Origin of the sequence: Burkholderia sp. AU33545 (assembly GCF_020419685.1) — a bacterium.
GTDB classification, from domain to species: domain Bacteria; phylum Pseudomonadota; class Gammaproteobacteria; order Burkholderiales; family Burkholderiaceae; genus Burkholderia; species Burkholderia diffusa.
In genome coordinates this window covers 102,042-123,835 of record NZ_JAIZRQ010000008.1, presented here as the reverse complement: position 1 = coordinate 123,835, position 21,794 = coordinate 102,042, and the positions used below count along the sequence as shown (strand labels likewise).

Sequence of the window (21,794 nt, the reverse complement as noted above, 5' to 3'; positions counted from 1 at the left end):
GTCGCGCGGGTGCCGGAGCAACGCGCGACCGGACGTTCATTGCAACGCGCCGCTGGCGGCCTGAGCGCGGTATGCGCGCCAGCCGCCGAAGCGCGTTATGTCCTGCGCATCGTCGAGGGCCGCGCTTTCACACAGGAATCCCTGCACCCGCGTGCCGTCCGCGAGCGTCAGCGTGCCGATGCCGAGCGGCGCCGCAATCCCGGCGACGAAGCTGCCGTATGCGTCGACGGGCATCTCCCAGATCTCGACCGCGATCGGCGCGCCGCCGTCCGGCACGCGCACGAGGCCAGGCTTGGCGACGCCACCGCAGGCCGCCGCGGACAGCGCATAGAGTCGATAGGCGGCAGCCGTCGTCGTCGCGGCGACGAAGTGCGCGCCCCGCTGCGTGAGCTGCCCATTCAACGGCTCGCCACGCAGATGCGCGCCGACGACGGCCACGCGCACGACAGCGGACGACGCGTCGGAGGCTGATGCCACCGGCGCTGGCGACCCGGCATCCCCGACGGCCGCATCGCCGGCAGCGACGGCGCCGCCGGTCCACGCCTGGGCGAGATCGAGCAGCCGCGCATCGTCGTTTGCGCGGCCGACGAACGTGATCCCGAACGGCAAACCCGCATGCCGCCCGCTTTCGCACGTGCCGGCCGGCACGGCGATCGCCGACAGGTCGAGCAGGTTGACGAAATTCGTGTAGTAGCCGAAGCGCGAGTTGACGCCAATCGGATCGGCTTCGAGCGCGTCGACGGTCGCGGTCGTCGCCGAGGTCGGCATCACGATCGCGTCGAGCCCGTCCCATTCGCGCGCCGCCTCGACGCGCAGCGTCGCGAGCCGGTCGAATGCCGCGAACGCGTCGGCCGCGCTGAAGCGCGACGCGCCGCCGACGATTTCGCGGATCACCGGATGCAGCGCATCGGGCTCCCGCGCGGCGAATGCGCCGATCGCGGCAAGCCGCTCGGCAACCCACGGGCCGTCGTACAGGAGCCGCGCGGCCGCCAGGAACGGGCTGAAATCGATCTCGACGACTTCCGCTCCGGTCGCGCGCAGGCGTTCGAGCGCCGCGCCCCAGGCCGCGCGATACGATTCGTCGCCGAAGAATTCGAGCTGATCGGCGCGCGGTGCGCCGAAGCGCACCTGCGCGAGCGGCCGCGCCGGATGCGCGCGCAGTCCGGCCACGCCCGCCGACGGCTGCCATGCGCGCCCGTAAGGATCGCCCTCGGTCACGCCATGCGCGACGTCGAACACCGCCCGCGCATCGGCCGGCGAGTGCGCGAACACCGACACGCAATCGAGCGACCGGCAGGCCGGCACGACGCCGAGCGTACTCACCACACCGCGGGTCGGCTTGAGCCCGACGAGGCCGTGAAACGCGGCCGGCACGCGCCCGGAACCGGCCGTGTCGGTGCCGAGCGAGAACGTCGCGACGCCGAGTGCGACCGCCACCGCCGACCCGGAACTCGACCCGCCCGACGCATAGCGCGGATCGAGGGCGTTGCGGCACGCGCCGTAAGGCGAGCGCTGTCCCGAGAGCCCGGTCGCGAACTGGTCGAGATTGGTCTTGCCGACCGGAATAGCACCGGCCGCGATCAGCCGCTCGACGACGGGCGCGCTGCGCGCCGGCGTGTACGCATACGCCGGGCAGGCCGCCGTCGTCGGTATGCCGGCGAGGTCGATGTTGTCCTTGATCGCGAACGGCACGCCGTAAAGCGGCAACGACGCGACGTCGCGCCCGGCGAGCGCGTCGGCATACCGCGTCATCTCCGCGCGCGTCAGCGGACGGATCCAGGCATGATGCGGGTCGCCGGCGTCGAAATGCGCGGCGATCGCGTCGACGAGCGCATGCGGCGTCAGGTCGCCCGCCACGTAGCGCGCGCGCAGCGCTGCAATCGAGCGCAGCCCGGGCAGGATGGAACGTTCCGCCGTGCTCATGCGACCTCCTCGGCGGCGCCCGCCTTCATCACCATCAGCCGCTGGCCGGCCACCACCGCCGCGCCCGGCGCACAATCGATCGTCTCGATCGTGCCGTCTTCCGTTGCCGTCACCACCACCTCCATCTTCATCGACTCGACGATCGCGACGACCTGCCCTTCGGTCACGCGCTCGCCCGCCTCGACCAGCACCTTCCACACGCTGCCCGACACGTCCGCGGCAATCGCCCGCTGCGTGTCGTCGAGCGCGCCCGCTGCCCGCGCCGCCTGCGCGTCGCCCTGCTCCGCGTCGCCGACGTATTCCGCGTGCCCGGCCGCCCGCCATCGCTCACGCTCGGCTTCGAACGCGGTTTGCTGCGCGTCCTTGAACGTCGCAATCGAATCCGCCTCGTCGCGCAAAAAGCGGTTGTATGCGCCCAGATCGAACACGGATTCCTCGATCCTCAGCGCCGCGCGGCCCGCGATGAAATCCGCGCGCAGCGCGGTCAGCTCCGCCTCGCTGACTTCGTAAAAGCGGATCTCGTCGAAGAAGCGCAGCAGCCAGGGCTTGCCTGCCTCGAATTCGCGCGTGGTGCGGTGGCGGTTCCACATCTGCACCGTCCGGCCGACGAACTGGTAGCCGCCGGGCCCTTCCATCCCGTACACGCACAGGTACGCGCCGCCGATGCCGACCGCATTCTCCGGCGTCCAGGTGCGCGCGGGGTTGTACTTCGTGGTCACGAGACGGTGCCGCGGATCGATCGGCGTCGCGACCGGCGCACCGAGGTAGACGTCGCCGAGCCCCATCACCAGATAGCGCGCGTCGAACACGATGCGCTTCACGTCGTCGATACTCGCCAGGCCGTTGATGCGCCGGATGAACTCGATATTGCTCGGGCACCACGGCGCATCGGGCCGCACCGACTGCATGTAGCGCTCGATCGCGACGCGCGTCGACGGGTCGTCCCACGACAGCGGCAGATGCACGATGCGGTTCGGCACGCGCATGTCGGCCACGTCGGGCAATTCGCGCTCGGCGGCCTGCAAATGCGCGAGCAGCGTGGCGAGCGGCAGCGTCCGCGCGTCGAACTGCACCTGCAGCGAACGTATCCCCGGCGTCAGGTCGAGCATGCCGGGCAGCCGGTGCGCGTCGAGCCAGCACATCAGCGCGTGCACGCGAAAGCGCAGGTTCAGGTCGAGCACGAGCGGCCCGTATTCGACCAGCACGTTGCGATCGCCCGAGCGCCGGTACACCACGCCGATGCCGCCGCCGGCCGACGGGTCGCGATGCAGCACGCAATCGTCCGGCGCGCCAGCGGATGCCGCAGGCGCGATCGCGATCGAGGCGGTGGCAGGCGCGGGCGACACGCGGGCGCGCACGAACTGCACGGTATCGCCCGGGCGCAACTGCCCGAGCTTCCACAACTCGTCGCGCACGACCGTCACCGGGCACACGAAGCCGCCGAGGCTCGGACCGTCGGGGCCCAGGATCACCGGCATGTCGCCGGTGAAATCGACCGCACCGATCGCATACGCGTTGTCGTGGATGTTCGACGGATGCAGGCCTGCCTCGCCGCCGTCCACGCGTGCCCATTGCGGCTTCGGTCCGATCAGCCGCACGCCGGTGCGGCTGGAGTTGTAGTGGACCGTCCACTGCGTGCCGTAGAGCATCGCGATGTCGTCGGGCGTGAAGAAATCGGGCGCGCCGTGCGGCCCGTCGAGCACGCCGAGCGTCCAGGCATGCGTCAGCGCAGGAACGTCGGCCGCGGCCAGCGTCGCGCCCGCGTCGCCGCGCCCCGCGTCCGCGTGCAGATGCAGCACGTCGCCCTTGCGCAGCGCGCGCCCCGCGTGGCCGCCGAACTGGCCGAGCGTGAAGGTCGCCTTGCTGCCGAGATAGTCGGGCACTTGCAGGCCGCCCTTCACGGCAAGGCACGCGCGCACGCCCGCGCCCATCACGCCGCCGAGCTTCAGCACCGCGCCGGGCCGCGCGCGCAGCACCTGCCAGAACGGCGCGGGCTCGCCATCGAGCGTGGCCGCGAGCGGCGCGCCGCCGAGCACGAACAGCGTCGCCGTGTTGAAGCGCAGCGTCGCGCCGACCATCGTGAATTCCAGCCCCGCCGCGTCGCGCGCGTTGCCGAGCAGCGCGTTCGCGAGATCGAACGCGCGATCGTCCATCGGGCCAGACGGCGGCACGCCGACGCTCCAGTAGCCGACGCGCCCGGGGGCTTGCTGCACGGTGGTCTGCACGCCGCCGTCGAGCACGTCGATCGTGTGCGGCGCGAACGCGAAGCGCGACAGGAATGCCGTCGTCGGCGCGCCGCGCGCGAACGTGTCCGAGCCGACGACGGCGCGCAGGTAGTCGAGGTTGGTCTCGATGCCGTACAGCTCGGTACGCGTGAGCGCGGCCTGCAATGCGGCCAGCGCGTCGCGCCGCGTATCGCCGCGCACGATCAGCTTCGCGAGCAGCGGATCGTAATGCGCGCTGATCTCGGTGCCCGCTTCGATCCAGCCGTCGACGCGCACGTCGTCCGGAAACGCGACGTGCGTGAGCAACCCCGCGCTCGGCTGGAACTGCTTGTGCGGATCCTCCGCATAGAGCCGCACCTGGATGCTCGCGCCGCGCGGCGCGACGGCGAGCGTGTCGAGCGGCGGCAGGTCGCCTTCGGCCTGCAGGATCATCCATTCCACGAGATCGACGCCCGTCACCGCTTCGGTCACGCAATGTTCGACCTGCAGCCGCGTATTCACCTCGAGGAAATAGAACTGCCGCGCGTTCGCGTCGAACACGAATTCGACGGTGCCGGCCGATGCGTAGCCGACCGCGCGGGCGAGCCGCACCGCGCTCGCATGCAGCGCATCGCGCTCGGCGCCGCTCAGGTCCGGCGCGGGCGTTTCCTCGATCACCTTCTGGTTGCGGCGCTGCACGGAGCAGTCGCGTTCGCCGAGCGCGATCGCGCCGCCCAGCCCGTCACCGAAGATCTGCACTTCGATGTGCCGCGCGTGTTCGACGAACTTCTCGAGATAGACCCCCGCATGCGCGAAGTTCGCGTTGCCGAGCCGCACGACGGATTCGAAGGCCGCCTCGAGCTGCGCGGCATCGCGGCAGAGCGACATGCCGATCCCGCCGCCACCGGCGGTGCTTTTCAGCATCACCGGATAACCGATTGCGTCGGCTTCGGCGAGCGCCGTCGCCACATCGTCGAGCAGGCCCGTGCCCGGCAGCAACGCGACGCCCTGCGCGGCGGCGAGCGCGCGCGCGGTGTGCTTGAGGCCGAATGCACGCATGTGATCGCCGCGCGGCCCGATGAAGCGCAGGCCCGCTGCCTCGCATGCATCGGCGAAACCGGCATGCTCGGACAGGAAGCCGTAGCCGGGATGCACGGCCTGCGCGCCGGTCTCGCGTGCGGCAGCGAGGATCGCCGCGACGTTCAGGTAGCTGTCGGCCGCCGGCGCGGGCCCGACACGCACCGCTTCGTCGGCGAGCGCCACGTGACGCGCGTCGCGATCGGCATCCGAATAAATCGCGACCGACGCGATGCCGAGCCGCTTGAGCGTGCGGATCACGCGGCACGCGATTTCGCCGCGGTTCGCGACGAGGACCTTGGCGAACCTCATGTTGCCTCCCGCGAACGAGCGTGAGCGTAGGTGTAGTTCATTGAGCCTCCCAGATCGTGAGGCGCACGGGCGTCGGGTTGTAGCCGTTGCACGGATTGTTGAGTTGCGGGCAGTTCGAGATCAGCACGGTGACGTCCATCTCCGCGCGCATCTCCACGTACTTGCCGGGCGCGGAAATGCCGTCCTCGAACGTGAGCCCGCCGAGCGGCGTCACTGGCACGTTCATGAAGAAGTTGACGTTGCCGACGAGGTCGCGCTTGCCGAGCCGCGTGCCCGCGCCGCACGTGCAGTGCGCAATCGCGTTGAGGAAGCTGTCGCGGCAGTTGTGCATGTAACGCTTGTCGAGCGCATAGCGCACGGTGTTGCTCTCGGCCGCACACGCGCCGCCGAGCGTGTCGTGGCGGCCGCAGGTATCGGCGACGATCGTCACCATCGGGTTACCCCGGCTGGACAGCAGCACGCTGCCCGCGCTCAGGTACAGGTTGCGCTGCGCGCGAATCGTGTCCTGCGCGCTGTAGCGCTCCTCGATGTCGTCGGTGCGATAGAACAACGTGTCGACCGCCTGGTTGCCTTCCAGGTCGAGGATGCGGAAGACCTGTCCGCGTTTCAGGTCGTGCAGCCACGGTTCGCCGGCTTTCAGCGTGGTGTCATGGATCGCGTCGCGCGGGTGGAGACGGCTTTCGATGATCGGCATTGAAGGGCTCCTTACGCGAACAGACGGTCGGTGTTGGCGAAGCCGCGCATGTTCTCCGCGCATGCGCGGCGGCACGGGTCGTCCTCGGGCGCGGCGCCGTCCGCCGGATACGCGCGGTACGCGATCAACTTCACGGGCTTCGGTGCGTAGTCCGCACGCGGATCGAGCGGATGCGGCGCGGTCGAGAACGCCGCCAGCGTGTTCATCTCGAAGCGCAGGTCGAGCGCGCTGCCGGCCGGCGAGTGGCCGGCGACGAAATCGAGCGTGCCGTCGTCGCGCGCGTCGAGCCTGCTGAAGAAGTTGACGTTCGCGGCGAGATCGCGCGCCGACAGCCCGTATTTCGCGAGCTCGAGCACGAGGCTGTCGCGACCGTTGCGGATCATCGCGTTGCGATCGGCCTGGTACGAGGTCGTGCCGTACTTGTGCGCGAACAACCGCGCATCGCCGACACCGCCGAGCGGGTCGTGCCAGCCGAGCGTGTCGGCCGTGATCGACGCGATCACGCGCCCCATGTCCGTATACAGCGCATGGCCGCACGTGAGGTGCGCGGTGTGCTGCGCCTTCAGCGTGTCGGCCATGTTGTAGCGTTCGAGCGGATCTTCCTGGCGATGAAAGACGGCGGACAGGTTCGCGCCGCCGTCGACATCGACGATGCGCAGTGCGAGGCCGCGGCGCAGGATGCCGGACCAGTGGGTTCCTGCGGGGATCAGCGTTTCCCACGCGACGTGTGGCGGTGGCACAAGGACGGGGACGGGGACGGCTTGGGGGCTCGGCGACATGGCGGCTCCGTGGTCGGTTGGACAAAAGGCGTGAGAGGGCGACCGAACGACATCGCGACCTCCCGGGCTTTTATCCCTCCGTGGAGCCTCGCCGTTTCCTCGAATCGAGGCAAAGGCAAGACCGGATTGCTCTCGGACCAGTCATCGCGCGGCGCGAACGCCGCACGACCGGAACCCTAGCGATCCTGAAGATGATGCAAATTGCTTCGCACCTCTCGGGTGTCGATAAAGCGAGTTGCGTGCCAGCCGCCGCGCAATCACGGCACGACGCGGCACGACGGCCCGATGACGCACGGCATGCACGCATCGGCGGCGGCGGCCTGCCCTCGCGGCGGGCGTGCGACGCACCATGCGCACGCGATCGCGCACCGGCGCAGTGCGCATCGCGCACGCGCGCACCGCGCGATCCGCGATGGCATGGGCATTGCTGAACAGGTGCATCCTCACTCGATACCCCACTCTTCATGAACAAGCTCGACCTGCTCCGGCGCGCATTGAGCGCGCTGTTCTCCGCCCGCTTCATCGAACTTCAGCGCACCGTCCGCCGCCGTTGAATCGCGTTGCCGCGCGTCATTGGCACGCTTCTCGCTCGGCATGATGCCGAGAGGTGCGGCGGCGTCGCATCTTAGGGGTGCTAGGGTTCCGGTTCATCGAACGTCTGGTCCGAGAGCAGCCCGGCGCGGGTTCGTCCGATCGCGAGACCGGATGCACGCGCGCTACACGGCGGGACAAAAGCCCGGGAGATTGGCGATGGCAACGGCCGTCGCGCCTCTCCGTGGCCGCTTCTCGTTCCGCATCCGCAGGAACCGGCCACGCGGCCGGACCGTGCACAGGCACGGTCCGAATCGACGATCCCGATCCCGGTCTCCTGGAGAACAACGATGACCCGTCCCGCCCTGGCGTTCCGCCGCCTGCCGTCCCTCCGTTTCTTTCGTTCCATCCGTCACGCATTCGGCGCCGCCGTCGCGGCAGCCGCGCTGCTGGCAGCGCCCGCCGTGCACGCGGCGGCGCCGCTGAAAATCGGCTACAGCGACTGGCCGGGCTGGGTTGCGTTCCAGGTCGCGCTCGACAAGGGCTGGTTCAAGGAAGCCGGCGTCGACGTCGACTTCGAATGGTTCGATTATTCGGCCTCGCTCGACGCGTTTTCCGCCGGCAAGCTCGACGCGGTCGCGGCGACCAACGGCGATGCGCTCGTCACCGGCGCGGCCGGCGCGAAGAACGTCATGATCCTGCTGACCGACTATTCGGCCGGCAACGACATGATCGTCGCGAAGCCGCCGCTGCGCACCGTCGAAGGCCTGAAAGGCAAGAAGGTCGGCGTCGAGCTTGGCCTCGTCGATCACCTGCTGCTCGAAACCGCGCTGCAGAAGCACGGGCTCAAGGACGGCGACGTCACGCTCGTGAATGCGAAGACGAACGAACTCCCGCAGGTGCTCGGTTCGTCGACCGACATCGCCGCGGTGGCCGCATGGCAGCCGAACGCGGGCGAGGCGTTGAAGCGCGCACCCGGCGCACGGGCAATCTTCACGTCGGCGGATGCGCCGGGGCTGATCTACGATGCGATCACGGTCGCGCCGGCGAGCCTCGCCGCGCGTCGGGCCGACTGGGCGAAGGTGGTCAAGGTCTGGTATCGCTGCGTCGCCTATATCAACGACCCGAAGACGCAGGCCGATGCGGTGAAGATCATGTCGGCGCGCGTGGGCCTCACGCCCGCGCAATATCTCCCGCTGCTGAAAGGCACGCACCTGCTCGACGCGGCGGCCGCGAAGCAAGCGTTCCGCAAGGGCGACGGGCTCGACTCGATCTACGGGTCGACCCGCAACGCGAATGCGTTCAACGTGCGCAATGCCGTGTACAAACAATCGCAGGACGTCGACGCGTATATCGATCCGCGCTTCAGCGAGCTGCATTGACCGTCGCGGGCTCGCTTGCAGGCCGAGCCAGGCATGCCGGCGGCTGGTCTGGTTCGGCAACGCGGGATATCCGCGCGTACGCATGACCGATCGAATCAGCGGTACGTGGGCCTGGCATCGCATCAGGTCCGCGTACCGATGCTACTGAAGCGACGCCTGGAGGAGAACGCGCGACGCAAATAAGGCCGGTGGCGGAATTCAGTCCGAACAGGGGGCGTGCGTCCTTGGAGACGACGTCGACGCCCCTTGGACGTGCCTTCCTGCTTCACGCAGCGCGAAACGATACGGCAACCGTGCCATCGAACCGGTTCGTCGTAACGCCGATCGTGGCCGCGACAAGCAACGACTCCGCCATGCGCGGCGCTCATGCGCCGCATGAAAACTTATCGATTGTTGGCAGCGCCGATCGACACCGACAATCCGCTTCATGCCCCTTGCTTGCGGTACGGGCCACTCCCCCTCCCAATCGGCACGTCACGATCCATGAACCATCCAGCCCCCGTCTCCTGCATCGCCGAGGCCCGCGCGGCCACGGCGACACCGTTCCATGCCCGCCCCCGCACCTGCGGCGAAGCGCTCGTCGACCTCCTCGAACGCCAGGGCGTCGAATGCGTGTTCGGCATTCCCGGCGTGCATACCGTCGAGCTGTATCGCGGCCTTGCCGCATCGTCGATCCGTCATGTGACGCCGCGCCACGAACAAGGGGCCGGATTCATGGCCGACGGCTATGCCCGCGTCACGGGCCGGCCGGGGGTTTGCTTCATCATTACCGGGCCGGGGATGACCAATATCGCGACCGCGATGGCACAGGCCTATGCGGATTCGATTCCGATGCTGGTGATCTCGAGCGTCAACGCGCGGCGCGAGCTCGGCAGCGGCGACGGCCGCCTGCACGAGCTGCCGTCGCAGCGCGACGTGTTCGCGGGGCTCACCGCGTTCTCGCACACGCTGCTCGATGCGGCGGACCTGCCGCAGGTCCTCGCGCGCGCATTCGCGGTTTTCGAAAGCGCGCGTCCGCGGCCCGTGCACATCGAGATCCCGCTCGACGTGATCGTGATGCCGGCGCCCGCGCTGCCCGCCGCTCCGCTCGCGCTGCCCGCGCGCCCGGCACCGGACGCGAATGCCCTTGCCGCAGCCGCCGACCTGCTCGCGCACGCTCGCCGGCCGCTGATACTGGCCGGCGGCGGCGCGATCCACGCCGCGGCGGAACTGCGCGAACTCGCCGAACGCCTGCACGCCCCCGTCGCGCTGACGATCAACGCGAAGGGCCTGCTGCCGGCCGGCCACCCGTTGCTGATCGGCTCCACGCAGTCGCTGCCGGCCACTCGCGCGGCAATCGGCGAGGCCGACGTGGTGCTCGCCGTCGGCACCGAACTCGGCGAAACCGATTACGACGTCACGTTCGACGGCGGCTTCGCGATCGACGGCCGGCTGATCCGCATCGACATCGACGCGCAACAGTTGATGCGCAATGCGCGCGCGGAAGTCGCCATCGCCGGCGATTCGCGGTTGGCGCTCGGCGCGCTGTCGACCCGCCTGCATGAACGACCGGCGCCGGCGCCCGAGCCCGGCTGGGGCGCGCCGCGGGTGGCCGCCGTGCGCGCGGCGATCGCGTCCGGCAACGACGGCGCCGCGCGCGCCCAGGCGCTGCTGATCGACACGATCGTCACGGCGCTGCCCGGTGCGATCATCGCCGGCGATTCGACGAGCCCCGTCTATGTCGGCAACTTCACGCACGACGCGCCTGCGCCTCGCAGCTGGTTCAATTCGTCGACCGGCTACGGCACGCTCGGCTACGGGCTGCCCGCCGCGATCGGCGCAAAGCTCGCCGCGCCCGCGCGGCCTGTCGTGTGCCTGATCGGCGACGGCGGCCTGCAGTTCACACTGCCGGAGCTCGCGAGCGCGGTCGGGGCCCGCATGCCGGTGATCGTGATCGTCTGGAACAACCGCGGCTACGGCGAGATCCGCAAATACATGGTCGCGCGCGACATCACGCCGGTCGGCGTCGATCCGTATACGCCCGATTTCCAGGCACTCGCGCGCGGCTTCGGCTGCGCGGCGCACACGGCCGCGACACCCGACGCGTTGACCGACGCGCTGCACGACGCCACGGCACGCACGATTCCGACCGTGATCGAAATCGACGAGGCAACCTGGTTCGATCAGGTGCAGCGATGAGCACGACTCCGGATCTCGCGTTCGAGCCCCCGCTGCACACGCGCCACTTCATCGACGGTACGTGGCGCACCAGCTTCAGCGGCGCGACGCTGCCCGTCGTCGACCCGTCGACGGAAGCGGTCATCGCCAACGTCAGCGCGGGCGGCGAGGCCGACGTCGAGCGTGCCGTTCAGGCTGCGTCGCGCGCGTTTCCCGGCTGGAAACGCACCACGGGCGCCGCGCGCGCAGCCCTGCTCCGCGCGATCGCGCGCGGCGTCGACGCTCGACGCATGCGGCTCGCGACGCTGCAGTCGCTCAACAACGGCAAGCCGTTCGCCGAAGCCGAGATCGACGTCGCGGACGTGATCGCCACCTTCGACTACTACGCGGGCCTTGCGGACGCGCTCGACACCGACGGCGAAACCGAGATCGCCCTGCCGGGCGGCGACCATCGTGCATGGATCCGGCGCGAACCGGCCGGCGTCGCCGCGCTAATCGTGCCATGGAATTTCCCGATGGTGACGACCGCGTGGAAGCTCGCGCCCGCGCTCGCCGCCGGCTGCACCGTCGTGCTGAAGCCGTCCGAAATCACGCCGCTGCCCGAGCTCGAACTCGCCGCGATCATTGCCGAAGCGGGCCTGCCGCCCGGCGTGCTGAACGTCGTGACGGGCACCGGCCACGACGTCGGCGCCCGGCTGTGCGCGCATCCGCTCGTCGCGAAGGTGTCGTTTACCGGCAGCACGGCGGTCGGCGCACAGGTCATGAAGACGGCGGCGGACACGATCAAGGGCGTCGGTCTCGAACTCGGCGGCAAGTCGTCGATTGTCGTGTTCGACGACGCCGACCTCGATCACGCAGTCGAACTGATCGCGGGCGGCGGCCTGTTCAACGCCGGGCAGATGTGTTCGGCGACCTCGCGCGTGCTCGTTGCGGCCCCACTCGCCGACGACCTGATCGCGCGCCTCGCACGACGGATCGATACGACCGTCGTCGGCCCCCCGTTCGCGCCCGGCGTACAGATGGGGCCGCTCACCAACCGCGCCCAATACGAACGCGTGAAGCGCCACATCGCGCAAGGCCAGGCAGACGGCGCGCGGCTCGTGACGGGCGGAGACGCGCTCGCCGGCCCCGGCTACTTCATCCGGCCCGCGCTGTTCGCCGACGTGCCGGACACCTGCCCGTTATGGCGCGACGAGATTTTCGGACCGGTGCTGTGCGTCCGCAGGTTCGACACCGAGGACGACGCGATCGCGGCCGCCAACGATACCGAATACGGGCTCGTCGCCACCGTCGTCACGCGCGACGCGGCGCGCGGCAGGCGGGTCGCCAATGCGCTCGAGGCGGGCGTCGTCTGGATCAACACGCCGCAACTGATCTATCCGCAAACCTCATGGGGCGGCTACAAGCGCAGCAGCCTCGGGCGCGAGCTCGGCCCGTTCGGGTTGGCCGCATTCCAGGAGATCAAGCAGGTCATGACGCCGGCCGGCTGAGGCCGCCGGCCCATGCGTTTATGTCATGCCGCGCATGCGGATATTTCGTTTGTTGCGGAAATTTGACCTCCCTACAGTTCATCCACACCCCGCGCCGCAGTTCGGCGACCGGCATCGGACCACACGGCATCGTTCATAAGGAGACGGCCATGCAACACTTCAAGGCGGGAAGAAGGCAGGTGATCAAAACGCTCGGCACGGCACTCGCCGCATCCGCCATTCCGATGCCGTTCATCAGTACTACGAAGGCACAGTCGAGCCGTTTCGCCGGCAAGACGCTGCGCCTGCTCACATGGTCTGACGATACCGGCGCGGCCGCGCTGCGCAACATCGCGGAAACCTTCAGCAAGCAGACGGGCGCGCGCGTGATCGCCGACCGCGCGGACGGCACGTCGGGGATGGTCGCGAAGGTCAAGGCCGCGGGCGAGCGGCCGACCTACGACGTCATCACGCTCGCGGGCGTCGGCGCGGCCGGCCTCGCCGACGCGGGCCTGCTCGCGAAGCCCGACCTGAACCGGCTGCCGAACCTGAAGGACGTCGCGCCGCAATACCGCACGGGCGCGAACGGCTTCGGCATCGGCTACCTGCTGTGGTCGGACGGGTTGATCTACAACACGGCGACCGTGAAGAGCGCGCCGTCGAGCTACGAGGCGCTGTGGGATCCGAAGTATGCGGGTCGCTTGTTCCTGCCGCCGCCGGAGTGGGCCGAAGCGGTCGACCTCGCGATCATCGCCGCGAAGCTGGCCGGCGGTTCGCAGCAGAACATTGATCCGGGGTTCACGAAGCTCGCGCAGCTCAAGGATCGCGTGATGACCCTCGGTGAAAACCCGAACCAGGTCGCCGACCTGTTCCGCACCGGCTCGCTCGACATCGGCGGTATCTATTCGCCGGCGTTCTTCCCGGATCAGATCCGCAAGCCCGACTACAAGATGGGCGTCACATACGGGATGAAGGAAGGCTTCGCGACGCAACTGATGTTCTCCGTGATCCCGAAGGCGCATCCTGGCGACCTCGACCTGATCCACGCATTCATCAACCATTCGCTCGACGCGGGCGTGCAGGGCCGGATGGCGGCCGACGTGCTCAACGGGCCCGTGAACGCGAAGGCCGTGATTCCCGTGGAAAGCCGCGCGTTCGTGCCGTCGCCGCAGCAGATCGCGGAGAAAGCCGTGCTCCATGACGACAAGGCGCTCGCGATCGTCCAGCCGGCGTGGATCAAGCGCTACACGAGCCTCTTCTCGGCGTAACGACATGGCCTCTCTGTCCTCCCCCCGCGATACGGCGCCGGCCGCCGCCGCTTCGGCCGGTGCCGGGTCGGACGCCGCGCCCGCGCTGCCCGGCGTGCCGCCCTGGCTGCTGCTCGCGCCAATCCTCGCGTTCCTCGCGGTGCTCGCCGCCGCGACGCTCACGGTGTTGCGAATGAGCGTCGGCGTGTCCGGCGACGAATGGCGGACCTTCACGCTGCAGAACTACATTGACCTCGCGGACCCGTACTTCGCGACGTCGCTGTGGCTCACGCTGCGCCTCGCGTTCCAGAGCATGGTGTGCGCGGTGCTGCTCGCGATCCCGGTCGCGCTCGCGATGGCGCGCACCGAATCGCGGCTCGCGCGCCGGCTGCTGCTCGCCGGCGTATTGCTGCCGCTGCTCGTGAACCTGCTGCTGCAAGGCTATGGCTGGCTCGTGATGCTCGGCCCGGCCGGATTGATCAATCGCGCGCTGCTGGCCACCGGCGTAGTCGATCGGCCGCTGCAGCTGCTGTACCGCGAGCACGGGGTGCTGCTCGGACTGATCCAGACCGCGTTCCCGCTCGCGGTGCTGCCGCTGTCGAGCGCGCTGCGCGCGGTGTCACGCGCGTACGACGAAGCCGCCGCGACGCTCGGCGCGAGCCGCTGGCAGACGCTGCGGCACGTGACGCTGCCGCTCGCGATGCCCGGCCTCGTCTCCGGCGCGCTGCTCGTGTTCGCGTACAACGCCAGCGCGTTCGCGGTGCCGCTGCTGCTCGGCGGCCGGCGCGTGCCGATGCTCGCCGTGCTCGTGCACGACCAGGTCGCGCCGCTGCTCAACTGGCCTGCCGCCTCGGCATCCGGCGCCGTGCTGATGGGCGCGACGCTCGTCGTGATGGCGGTGTCGCAGCGCCTCGTGCACGCCCTGCGACGTGCCGACGAGGTGAACCGATGAATGCCCTGCTCCTGCGCGCGCCCATGCCCGGCCGCCTCGGACGCGTGACCGGCGCCCTCGCGACGCTCGTGCTGTTCCTCGCCTCGCTGCCCATCGTGACGATGATCACGATGTCGTTCGGCGCATCGGGCACGCTCGAATTCCCGCCGCGCGAATTCAGCCTGCACTGGTATCGCACCGCTTGGCAGACGTTCGTGTCGTCCGATGCGGGTAGCGCGCAATCGATGGGCGCCGCGCTGACGACGAGCCTCGTCGTCGCGGTCGCGACGATGCTGATCGCGACCGCCGTATCGGTACCCGCGGCTTACGCGCTCTCCCGCTACCGCTTCCGCGGCAAGACGCTCGTCGAGCAGCTCGTCGCATTGCCGATCGTCTATCCGCTCGTGATGCTCGGCCTCGCGCTGCTGATCGTGTTCAACGCGCTGCCGGTCGAACTCGGCATCGTGCGGCTCGTCGTCGCGCACGTGATCCTGACACTGCCGTTCACGGTGAAGAACTGCGCGGCCTCGGTCGCGTCGATCGGCCCCGATTTCGAAGAAGCCGCGTGCCTGATGGGCGCGAGCCCGCGCCGCGCGCTCGTCGACGTCGTGCTGCCGCTGATGCGGCCCGGCATCCTCGCCGGGATGCTGTTCGCCTTCATCGTGTCGTTCAACGAATTCACGGTGACGTTCTTCCTGTACAGCATCGACACGATGACGCTGCCGGTCTGGCTCTACAGCCGCACCGTGTCGTCGCTCGACCCGACCGTGTTCTGCTTCGCCGTGTTCACGGTCGCGATCGACTTCGCGCTGATCTGGATGCTCGAAAAACTCGTCGGCGACAAGGGTGTCGCGCTCTGACGCGCGCACAGCCTCGCCCTCGCCCGTGCAAGGAACCCTCATGAACCAGCTCATCCTCCAGAGCGTGACGAAGCGCTTCCATCAGGCGTATGCGGTCGAACATGTCGACCTGTCGGTGCCAGACGGCAAGCTCGTCTGCTTTCTCGGCCCGTCCGGCTGCGGCAAGACCACGCTGATGCGGATCATCGCCGGTCTCGAAACGCCGACCTCCGGCACCGTGACGTTCGCCGGCCGCGACCTCACGCACGTGCCCGCCAACCGGCGCGACTTCGGCATGGTGTTCCAGTCGCTCGCACTGTTTCCGCACATGACGGTCGCGCAGAACATCGCGTATCCGCTGCGGCTGCGCAAGACGGACAAGGCCGCGCAGGCTCGGCGCGTCGCCGAGCTGCTCGAGCTGATCCAGCTGCCACACATGGCCGACCGGCTCGTCACGCAACTGTCGGGCGGGCAGCGCCAGCGCGTCGCGATTGCGCGCGCAATCGCATCGTCGCCGCGCCTGCTGCTGCTCGACGAACCGTTGTCGGCACTCGACGCGAAGCTGCGCGAGGCGATGCAGGTCGAGATCCGGCTGCTCCAGCAACGGCTCGGCATCACGACGATCATGGTCACGCACGACCAGCGCGAAGCGATGACGATGGCCGACGAGATCGTCGTGATGGAGAAGGGCCGGATCCAGCAGGTCGGCCGGCCGCTCGACATCTATCGCGATCCGGTCAACGAATTCGTCGCGGACTTCATCGGCCTCGGCAATATCCTGCCGGTCGCGTGCGACGGCGACGACGCCATCGTCCTGCCCGGCGGGCAGCGTCTCGCGATCCGGCGCGCGCCGGACACGCCACGCGGGACCGACGCCGTGCGCCTGCTGATTCGTCCCGAGGACGTGTGCGTGCGTCCGGGCCAGCCGGCTGCGGCGCCGAATACGCTCGCCGGCACGATCATGTTCGTGCGCGACGTCGGCGCATCGATCGAAGCGACGATCAACTGCCGCGGCTTCACGCTGACGGCGACGACGACGCCGCGCGAGACGCCCGACCTGCACGTCGGCATGCCGGTTGCCGCCGAACTGCCCGCGCATGCATGCAAGCTGATCGCCGCACGCGGCGCCTGACTTTCCCTTTCCTCCCCAGCGCAGCAACAAGGATCTCACCATGAACGCATCGACCCAAGCCAACCGCCTCGTGCGACGCCTGCTCGCCCGTACCGCCCTCCTCTTCGCCTGCGCCAGCGGCCTTGCCGCCTTCGCGCCGCTCGCGCACGCCGACGCGCTCGACACGATCGCGAAATCGGGTGTCGTCCGCATCGGCGTGTTCGAGGACTACCCGCCGTTCGGTTCGATCGGGCCCGACATGAAGCCGCAAGGCTATGACATCGACATGGCGAACCTGATCGGCAAGGCGCTCGGCGCGAAGGTCGAACTCGTGCAGGTCACCGGCGACAACCGGATGGCGTATCTCGCCGACCGCAAGACCGACATGCTGCTGTCGGTCGGACAGACGCCGGAACGCGCCAAGGTGATCGACTTCTCGAACGCGTATGCGCCGTACTATCTTGCGGTGTTCGGCCCGAAGTCGCTCGCCGTGAAGGGCAACGCCGATCTCGCCGGCAAATCGGTCGCGGTTGCGCGCGGCACGCTCGAGGACCTGAGCGTCAGCAAGGTCGCGCCGCCCAGCGCGACGATCAAGCGCTTCGACGACCCGAACGGCGCGATCGCGGCGTTCCTGTCGGGGCAAGCGCAGTTGCTGGTGGTCGGCAACGACGTTGGCGCCACGATCATCGCGCGCCATCCGTCGATCGATCCCGAACAGAAGTTCTCGCTGTTCAGCTCGCCCGACCACGTCGGCCTGAACAAGAACGAACCGCGTCTGATGCAGAAGGTCAACGACGCGATCGCCGGCGCGAAGAAGAACGGCACGCTGAACACCTTGTCGCAGAAGTGGCTGCACGCGGCACTGCCGACCGATCTGTGATGCGCACCGCCTCCGCCCCGCATTCTCGACCCAAGGCATCGCGATGACCTACGTGTTCGACTTCAGCGATTTCGGCCCCTACGCCGGCATGCTCGCGCGCGGCATCGGCGTGACGCTCGGCCTGACCGCGGCCGCCACCGTGCTGGGCGGCCTGATCGGCACCGCCGGCGCGTGGGCCGCGCTCGCCGGCCCGCGCTGGGCGCGCGCGCTCGTCGCGTCTTACGTCGAGCTGATCCGCAATACGCCGTTCCTGGTGCAGTTGTTCTTCATCTTCTTCGGGCTGCCAGGAATCGGCGTACACATCGACGAAGCGCAGGCGGCCGTGCTCGCGATGACGATCAACCTCGGTGCCTATGCGGTCGAGATCCTGCGCGCCGGGATCGAATCGGTGCCGCACGGACAAGTTCAGGCCGCGCGTGCGCTCGGGCTGCACGGCCGGCAGGTGTTCGGCCACGTCGTGCTGCCGCAGGCGCTCGCGAACGTCTACCCTGCGCTGCTCGGGCAGGTCCTGATCGTGATGCTCGGCTCGGCGGTCGTGTCGCAAATCTCGGTGCCCGACCTGACCTACGCGGCCAACTTCATCCAGTCGCGCAATTTCCGCGCGTTCGAGATCTACATCGTCGTGACAGCGATCTACCTGCTGCTGTCGATCGCACTGCGCATGCTGCTCAATCGCGTCGGCCGCCGGCTGTTCTCCGGCCGCGCGCCGCACGGCGCGGCGGCCGCGCCGCGGCGCACCCGGGTTGCCCGCCTCGCGTGGCGCGCCCGCTCCCCCGAGACCCACTTGCCGACGGAACGTGCGCGATGATCGAATTCACTTTCCAGAATATTGCATGGAACCTGCTGCTCGCCGCGCGCTGGACCGTGTTGCTGTCGCTGATCACGTTCGGTGGCGGCAGCATCGCCGGGTTCGCGCTGCTTGCGATGCGCATCTCGCCCGTGCCAGCACTGCGCCGCTTCGTGATCCTGTACGTCGAACTGTTTCAGGGTACGCCGTTGCTGATGCAACTGTTCCTCGGCTTCTTCGGGTTGCCGCTCGTCGGCATCGACGTGACGCCCTGGGTTGCGGCGTCGGTCGTGCTGACGCTGAACGCAAGCGCCTATCTGGCCGACATCTGGCGCGGCTGCGTCGACGCGGTGCCGCACGGCCAGTGGCACGCGGCGGCGAGCCTCGGCATGACGTGGGTGCAGCGGCTGCGCTACGTGGTGTGGCCGCAGGCGTGGAAGATCGCGCTTGCGCCGACCGTCGGTTTCCTCGTGCAGGCGGTGAAGAGCACCGCGCTCACGTCGATCATCGGGCTGACCGAACTGACCAAGACCGGCAACATCATCACCAACGCGGTATTCAAGCCGTTTCCGATCTACGCGATGGTCGCGCTGCTCTACTTCGCGATCTGCTTCCCGCTGACGTGGTATGCCCGCGCGCTCGAGCAGCGCCATCGCGTCGCGAAGGCGCGCTGAACCGGCGCCGCGCGCGCCTCATTACGATGCAGGTACTTTCATGATTTCCATCAGTAACGTTTCGAAGTGGTACGGCCAGTTTCAGGTCCTCGCCGATTGCACGACCGACGTGAAGAAAGGCGAAGTGGTCGTCGTGTGCGGCCCGTCCGGCTCGGGCAAGTCGACGCTGATCAAGACCGTCAACGGCCTCGAGCCGTTCCAGCACGGCGAGATTCTCGTGAACGGCCAGTCGGTCGGCGACAAGAAGACGAACCTGTCGAAACTGCGCTCGAAGGTCGGGATGGTGTTCCAGCATTTCGAGCTGTTCCCGCACCTGTCGATCACCGAGAACCTGACGCTCGCGCAGGTCAAGGTGCTCGGACGCGGCAAGGACGAAGCGACCGACAAGGGCATGAAGCTGCTCGATCGCGTCGGCCTGAAGGCGCATGCGCACAAGTTTCCGGGCCAGCTGTCGGGTGGCCAGCAGCAGCGGGTCGCGATCGCGCGCGCGCTGTCGATGGACCCGATCGCGATGCTGTTCGACGAACCGACGTCCGCGCTCGATCCCGAGATGATCAACGAGGTGCTCGACGTGATGGTCGAGCTCGCGCAGGAAGGGATGACGATGATGGTCGTCACGCACGAAATGGGCTTCGCGAAGAAGGTCGCCCATCGCGTGATCTTCATGGACCGTGGCGCGATCGTCGAGGACGACCGCAAGGACGATTTCTTCTCGAATCCGAAGTCGGATCGCGCGAAGGACTTCCTCGCGAAAATCCTGCACTGAACGATACCGCGTCGCCGCCCGCTCCACGCCAGTTCTCCCGATGAAACGACTTCCTTCCCTCAACGCGCTGCAGGTCTTCGACGTCGTCGCCCGTCACGGCAGCTTCACGCGCGCCGCCGGGCACCTGTGCCTGACCCAGGGCGCCGTGAGCCGGCAAATTCTCGCGCTCGAAAGCTTCTATCAGTTTCCGCTCTTCAAGCGCACGCCCAAGGGACTGACGCTGACGGCCGAGGGCGAGCTCCTGTTGCCGACGGTGCGCGAGAGCTTCGCGCGCATCGAGGAGGTATCGATGCGTCTTTCGCGCAGGCGCACCGAGCTCGCGCTGAAGGTGCCGACCTGCATGATGCAGTGGATGCTGCCGCGAATCATGCGGTTCCAGGCCGAGCATCCCGAACTTCAGGTGCAGATCACGACCACCTGGGAGCATCACGTCGATTTCCGCATGGAACCGTTCGACGCCGCGGTGATCTACGCCCCCGGCGCCGGTCCCGACATGCACGCGATCCCGTTGTTCGAAGAGCGGCTCACCCCTGTCTGTGCCCCGAGCCTGCTGGACCGGCAACCGCTCGCGAGTCTCGGCGACCTGGTCCGTCATACGCTGCTGCATCCGACTCGCGATCACCGCGACTGGAAACGGTGGCTCGAGCATGCGGGCGCGCCGCACGTCGACTCGACTCGCGGATTGAGCTTCGAGACGCTGGATCTCGCGACACATGCGGCGATCGACGGTTACGGCGTCGCGATCGGCGACAGGACGCTGGTGGACGAGTCCGTGACTGCACACCGGCTCGTGATGCCGTTCGACATCTCGTTGCCGACGGGAATGGGCTATTACTTCGTGTATCCGGGCGGAACCGAACAGCAACAAAAGATCCAGCTGTTTGGCGACTGGATTGCGGACGAACGCGCGTGGAGCTGCGTCAAGCCGCCAGCCCCGCCGACGCGGCCGACGACAACACCGGCACTTCCGGATTGAACCGCGTCATGCAGTTCAGATCGAGCGCGCGAATCTGCTCGGTCATGAAGTCGACGAAGATCCGGATGCGCGTCGGAAGGTGTTGCCGGCTCAGATAGCAGATGTAGTGACCGCGATCCTCCGGCACGTGCTTCGCCAGCGCGACGACGAGTTCGTTCGACGCGAGATGGTCGCGGATCTGGTAGCCCGCCATCTGCGCGATGCCCGATCCGTTCAGCACCGAACGCAACACCAGATCCGCGTCGTTGAACGTGAGGCGCGACGTCGGCAGGTACTTCTGCACGCGGCCGTCCACGTTGAACTCCCATTCGAACAGGCGCCCGCTCGCAAACCGGAAATTGATGCACTCGTGCCGGTCGAGGTCCTCGACGCTCTGCGGGAGACCGTGCCTCGCCACATACGACGGCGCCGCGCAGAGCGCCATCTGCATCGGAATCAGTTGCCGGGCGATGATGCTGGAGTCCTCGATGCGGCCGTTACGGAACGACACGTCGATCCGCTCGGACACCAGATCGACGGGCCGGTCGTCGAGCAGCAGATCGATGATGATGTCCGGATAGGCGTGCGCGAACTTTTCCAGCAGCGGCGCCACGATCTTCCTGCCGAATCCCACTGCCGAGCTGATGCGGATGAGGCCGCGCGGCGGCCCCTGCCGCAATTCCAGCATGTCGTTCATGGCTTCGACGATCTGCGCCACGCCCTGGTGGCAATTCTCGAAGAAGCGCCGGCCCTCGCAAGTCAGCTCGGTCGTGCGCGTGGTCCGCTGGAACAGCCGCGTGCTCAGCTGCGCCTCCAGCTTCTGGACGTTCCGGCTCACGGCCGGCCGCCCGACGCCGAGCAGTTCGGCGGCCTTGGTGAAACTCCCCTCGCTCGCCACGGCAACGAATGCAAGGATGCCTGCATAGCTCGCACCGAAGCTCGCCGACAGTGCATCGGCGCGACTGGCCAGGTCGCGACGCGCGCCGTGTTCCGATGGTTCCGAATGATTCATTTCCGCTGCCCCCACACGTGCTGCTCACACGGATCGACTCGTCGCCGGCATGCGCCGGCGTATC

17 protein-coding genes and 2 riboswitches are annotated in these 21,794 nt (G+C 68.4%); of the genes, 12 read left to right on the top strand and 5 right to left on the bottom strand.

Annotated elements, in window-relative coordinates:
- Nucleotides 1–36: 36 nt before the first annotated feature.
- From atzF to LGM71_RS25650, 4 genes are read right to left on the bottom strand one after another with little or no spacing between them, the layout of a single operon-like run.
- Nucleotides 37–1,923 carry an allophanate hydrolase gene (atzF, locus tag LGM71_RS25665; RefSeq protein WP_226117221.1) on the bottom strand — a complete coding sequence of 629 codons (1,887 nt, stop codon included), beginning with the start codon at nt 1,921–1,923 and terminating at the stop codon, nt 37–39.
- Entirely contained in the window at nt 1,920–5,516 is a 3,597-nt protein-coding gene (uca, locus tag LGM71_RS25660; protein WP_226117219.1) for an urea carboxylase, read from the bottom strand. Before uca ends, atzF begins: the two co-directional genes overlap by 4 nt.
- 37 nt (nt 5,517–5,553) lie before the next feature.
- A complete protein-coding gene (locus LGM71_RS25655; RefSeq protein ID WP_151047463.1) occupies nt 5,554–6,210 on the bottom strand; it encodes an urea amidolyase associated protein UAAP2 in 657 nt (218 codons plus the stop codon).
- An 11-nt stretch (nt 6,211–6,221) separates the two neighbouring features.
- Nucleotides 6,222–6,989 carry an urea amidolyase associated protein UAAP1 gene (locus LGM71_RS25650; RefSeq protein ID WP_226117217.1) on the bottom strand — a complete coding sequence of 256 codons (768 nt, stop codon included), beginning with the start codon at nt 6,987–6,989 and terminating at the stop codon, nt 6,222–6,224.
- A 57-nt stretch (nt 6,990–7,046) separates the two neighbouring features.
- Nucleotides 7,047–7,180: riboswitch (guanidine-I (ykkC/yxkD leader) on the bottom strand.
- Between the two features lie 432 nt (nt 7,181–7,612).
- A riboswitch (guanidine-I (ykkC/yxkD leader) is annotated at nt 7,613–7,734 on the top strand.
- A gap of 136 nt (nt 7,735–7,870) precedes the next feature.
- Here LGM71_RS25650 and LGM71_RS25645 point away from each other — a divergent pair.
- From LGM71_RS25645 to LGM71_RS25590, 12 genes are all read left to right on the top strand, one after another.
- Nucleotides 7,871–8,902: an ABC transporter substrate-binding protein gene (locus LGM71_RS25645; RefSeq protein ID WP_226117215.1), complete on the top strand. Its 1,032-nt coding sequence runs from the start codon at nt 7,871–7,873 to the stop codon at nt 8,900–8,902.
- Nucleotides 8,903–9,385: 483 nt separating this feature from the next.
- Nucleotides 9,386–11,080 (top strand): 5-guanidino-2-oxopentanoate decarboxylase, encoded by a 1,695-nt coding sequence (locus LGM71_RS25640; protein WP_226117213.1) that lies wholly within the window; start codon nt 9,386–9,388, stop codon nt 11,078–11,080.
- Entirely contained in the window at nt 11,077–12,549 is a 1,473-nt protein-coding gene (locus LGM71_RS25635) for an aldehyde dehydrogenase family protein (protein ID WP_226117211.1), read from the top strand. The genes LGM71_RS25640 and LGM71_RS25635 overlap by 4 nt, the downstream gene beginning before the upstream one ends.
- A 149-nt stretch (nt 12,550–12,698) precedes the next feature.
- The gene (locus tag LGM71_RS25630; protein ID WP_226117209.1) at nt 12,699–13,796 is read left to right on the top strand and encodes an ABC transporter substrate-binding protein; all 1,098 of its coding nucleotides are present in this window, start codon (nt 12,699–12,701) and stop codon (nt 13,794–13,796) included.
- Between the two features lie 4 nt (nt 13,797–13,800).
- A complete protein-coding gene (locus tag LGM71_RS25625; protein WP_124627196.1) occupies nt 13,801–14,727 on the top strand; it encodes an ABC transporter permease in 927 nt (308 codons plus the stop codon).
- Nucleotides 14,724–15,566 (top strand): ABC transporter permease, encoded by an 843-nt coding sequence (locus LGM71_RS25620; RefSeq protein ID WP_059683865.1) that lies wholly within the window; start codon nt 14,724–14,726, stop codon nt 15,564–15,566. The genes LGM71_RS25625 and LGM71_RS25620 overlap by 4 nt, the downstream gene beginning before the upstream one ends.
- Before the next feature lie 40 nt (nt 15,567–15,606).
- Nucleotides 15,607–16,677, top strand: a complete 1,071-nt coding sequence (locus LGM71_RS25615; RefSeq protein ID WP_124627198.1) for an ABC transporter ATP-binding protein — start codon at nt 15,607–15,609, stop codon at nt 16,675–16,677.
- 40 nt (nt 16,678–16,717) lie between these two features.
- The gene (locus LGM71_RS25610) at nt 16,718–17,536 is read left to right on the top strand and encodes a transporter substrate-binding domain-containing protein (RefSeq protein ID WP_226117207.1); all 819 of its coding nucleotides are present in this window, start codon (nt 16,718–16,720) and stop codon (nt 17,534–17,536) included.
- 43 nt (nt 17,537–17,579) lie between these two features.
- The gene (locus LGM71_RS25605; protein ID WP_059683861.1) at nt 17,580–18,344 is read left to right on the top strand and encodes an amino acid ABC transporter permease; all 765 of its coding nucleotides are present in this window, start codon (nt 17,580–17,582) and stop codon (nt 18,342–18,344) included.
- On the top strand, nt 18,341–18,997 hold the full coding sequence (locus LGM71_RS25600; RefSeq protein ID WP_226117205.1) for an amino acid ABC transporter permease: 657 nt from the start codon (nt 18,341–18,343) through the stop codon (nt 18,995–18,997). Before LGM71_RS25605 ends, LGM71_RS25600 begins: the two co-directional genes overlap by 4 nt.
- A 40-nt stretch (nt 18,998–19,037) precedes the next feature.
- Entirely contained in the window at nt 19,038–19,763 is a 726-nt protein-coding gene (locus LGM71_RS25595; protein WP_124627204.1) for an amino acid ABC transporter ATP-binding protein, read from the top strand.
- A 40-nt stretch (nt 19,764–19,803) separates the two neighbouring features.
- Nucleotides 19,804–20,739, top strand: coding sequence for a LysR substrate-binding domain-containing protein (locus LGM71_RS25590; protein WP_226117203.1), 936 nt, complete (start codon nt 19,804–19,806; stop codon nt 20,737–20,739).
- Here the strand turns inward: LGM71_RS25590 and LGM71_RS25585 are convergent.
- A complete protein-coding gene (locus LGM71_RS25585; protein ID WP_226117201.1) occupies nt 20,684–21,730 on the bottom strand; it encodes a LysR family transcriptional regulator in 1,047 nt (348 codons plus the stop codon). The two genes, LGM71_RS25590 and LGM71_RS25585, sit on opposite strands and share 56 nt — an antisense overlap.
- Nucleotides 21,731–21,794: the final 64 nt, after the last annotated feature.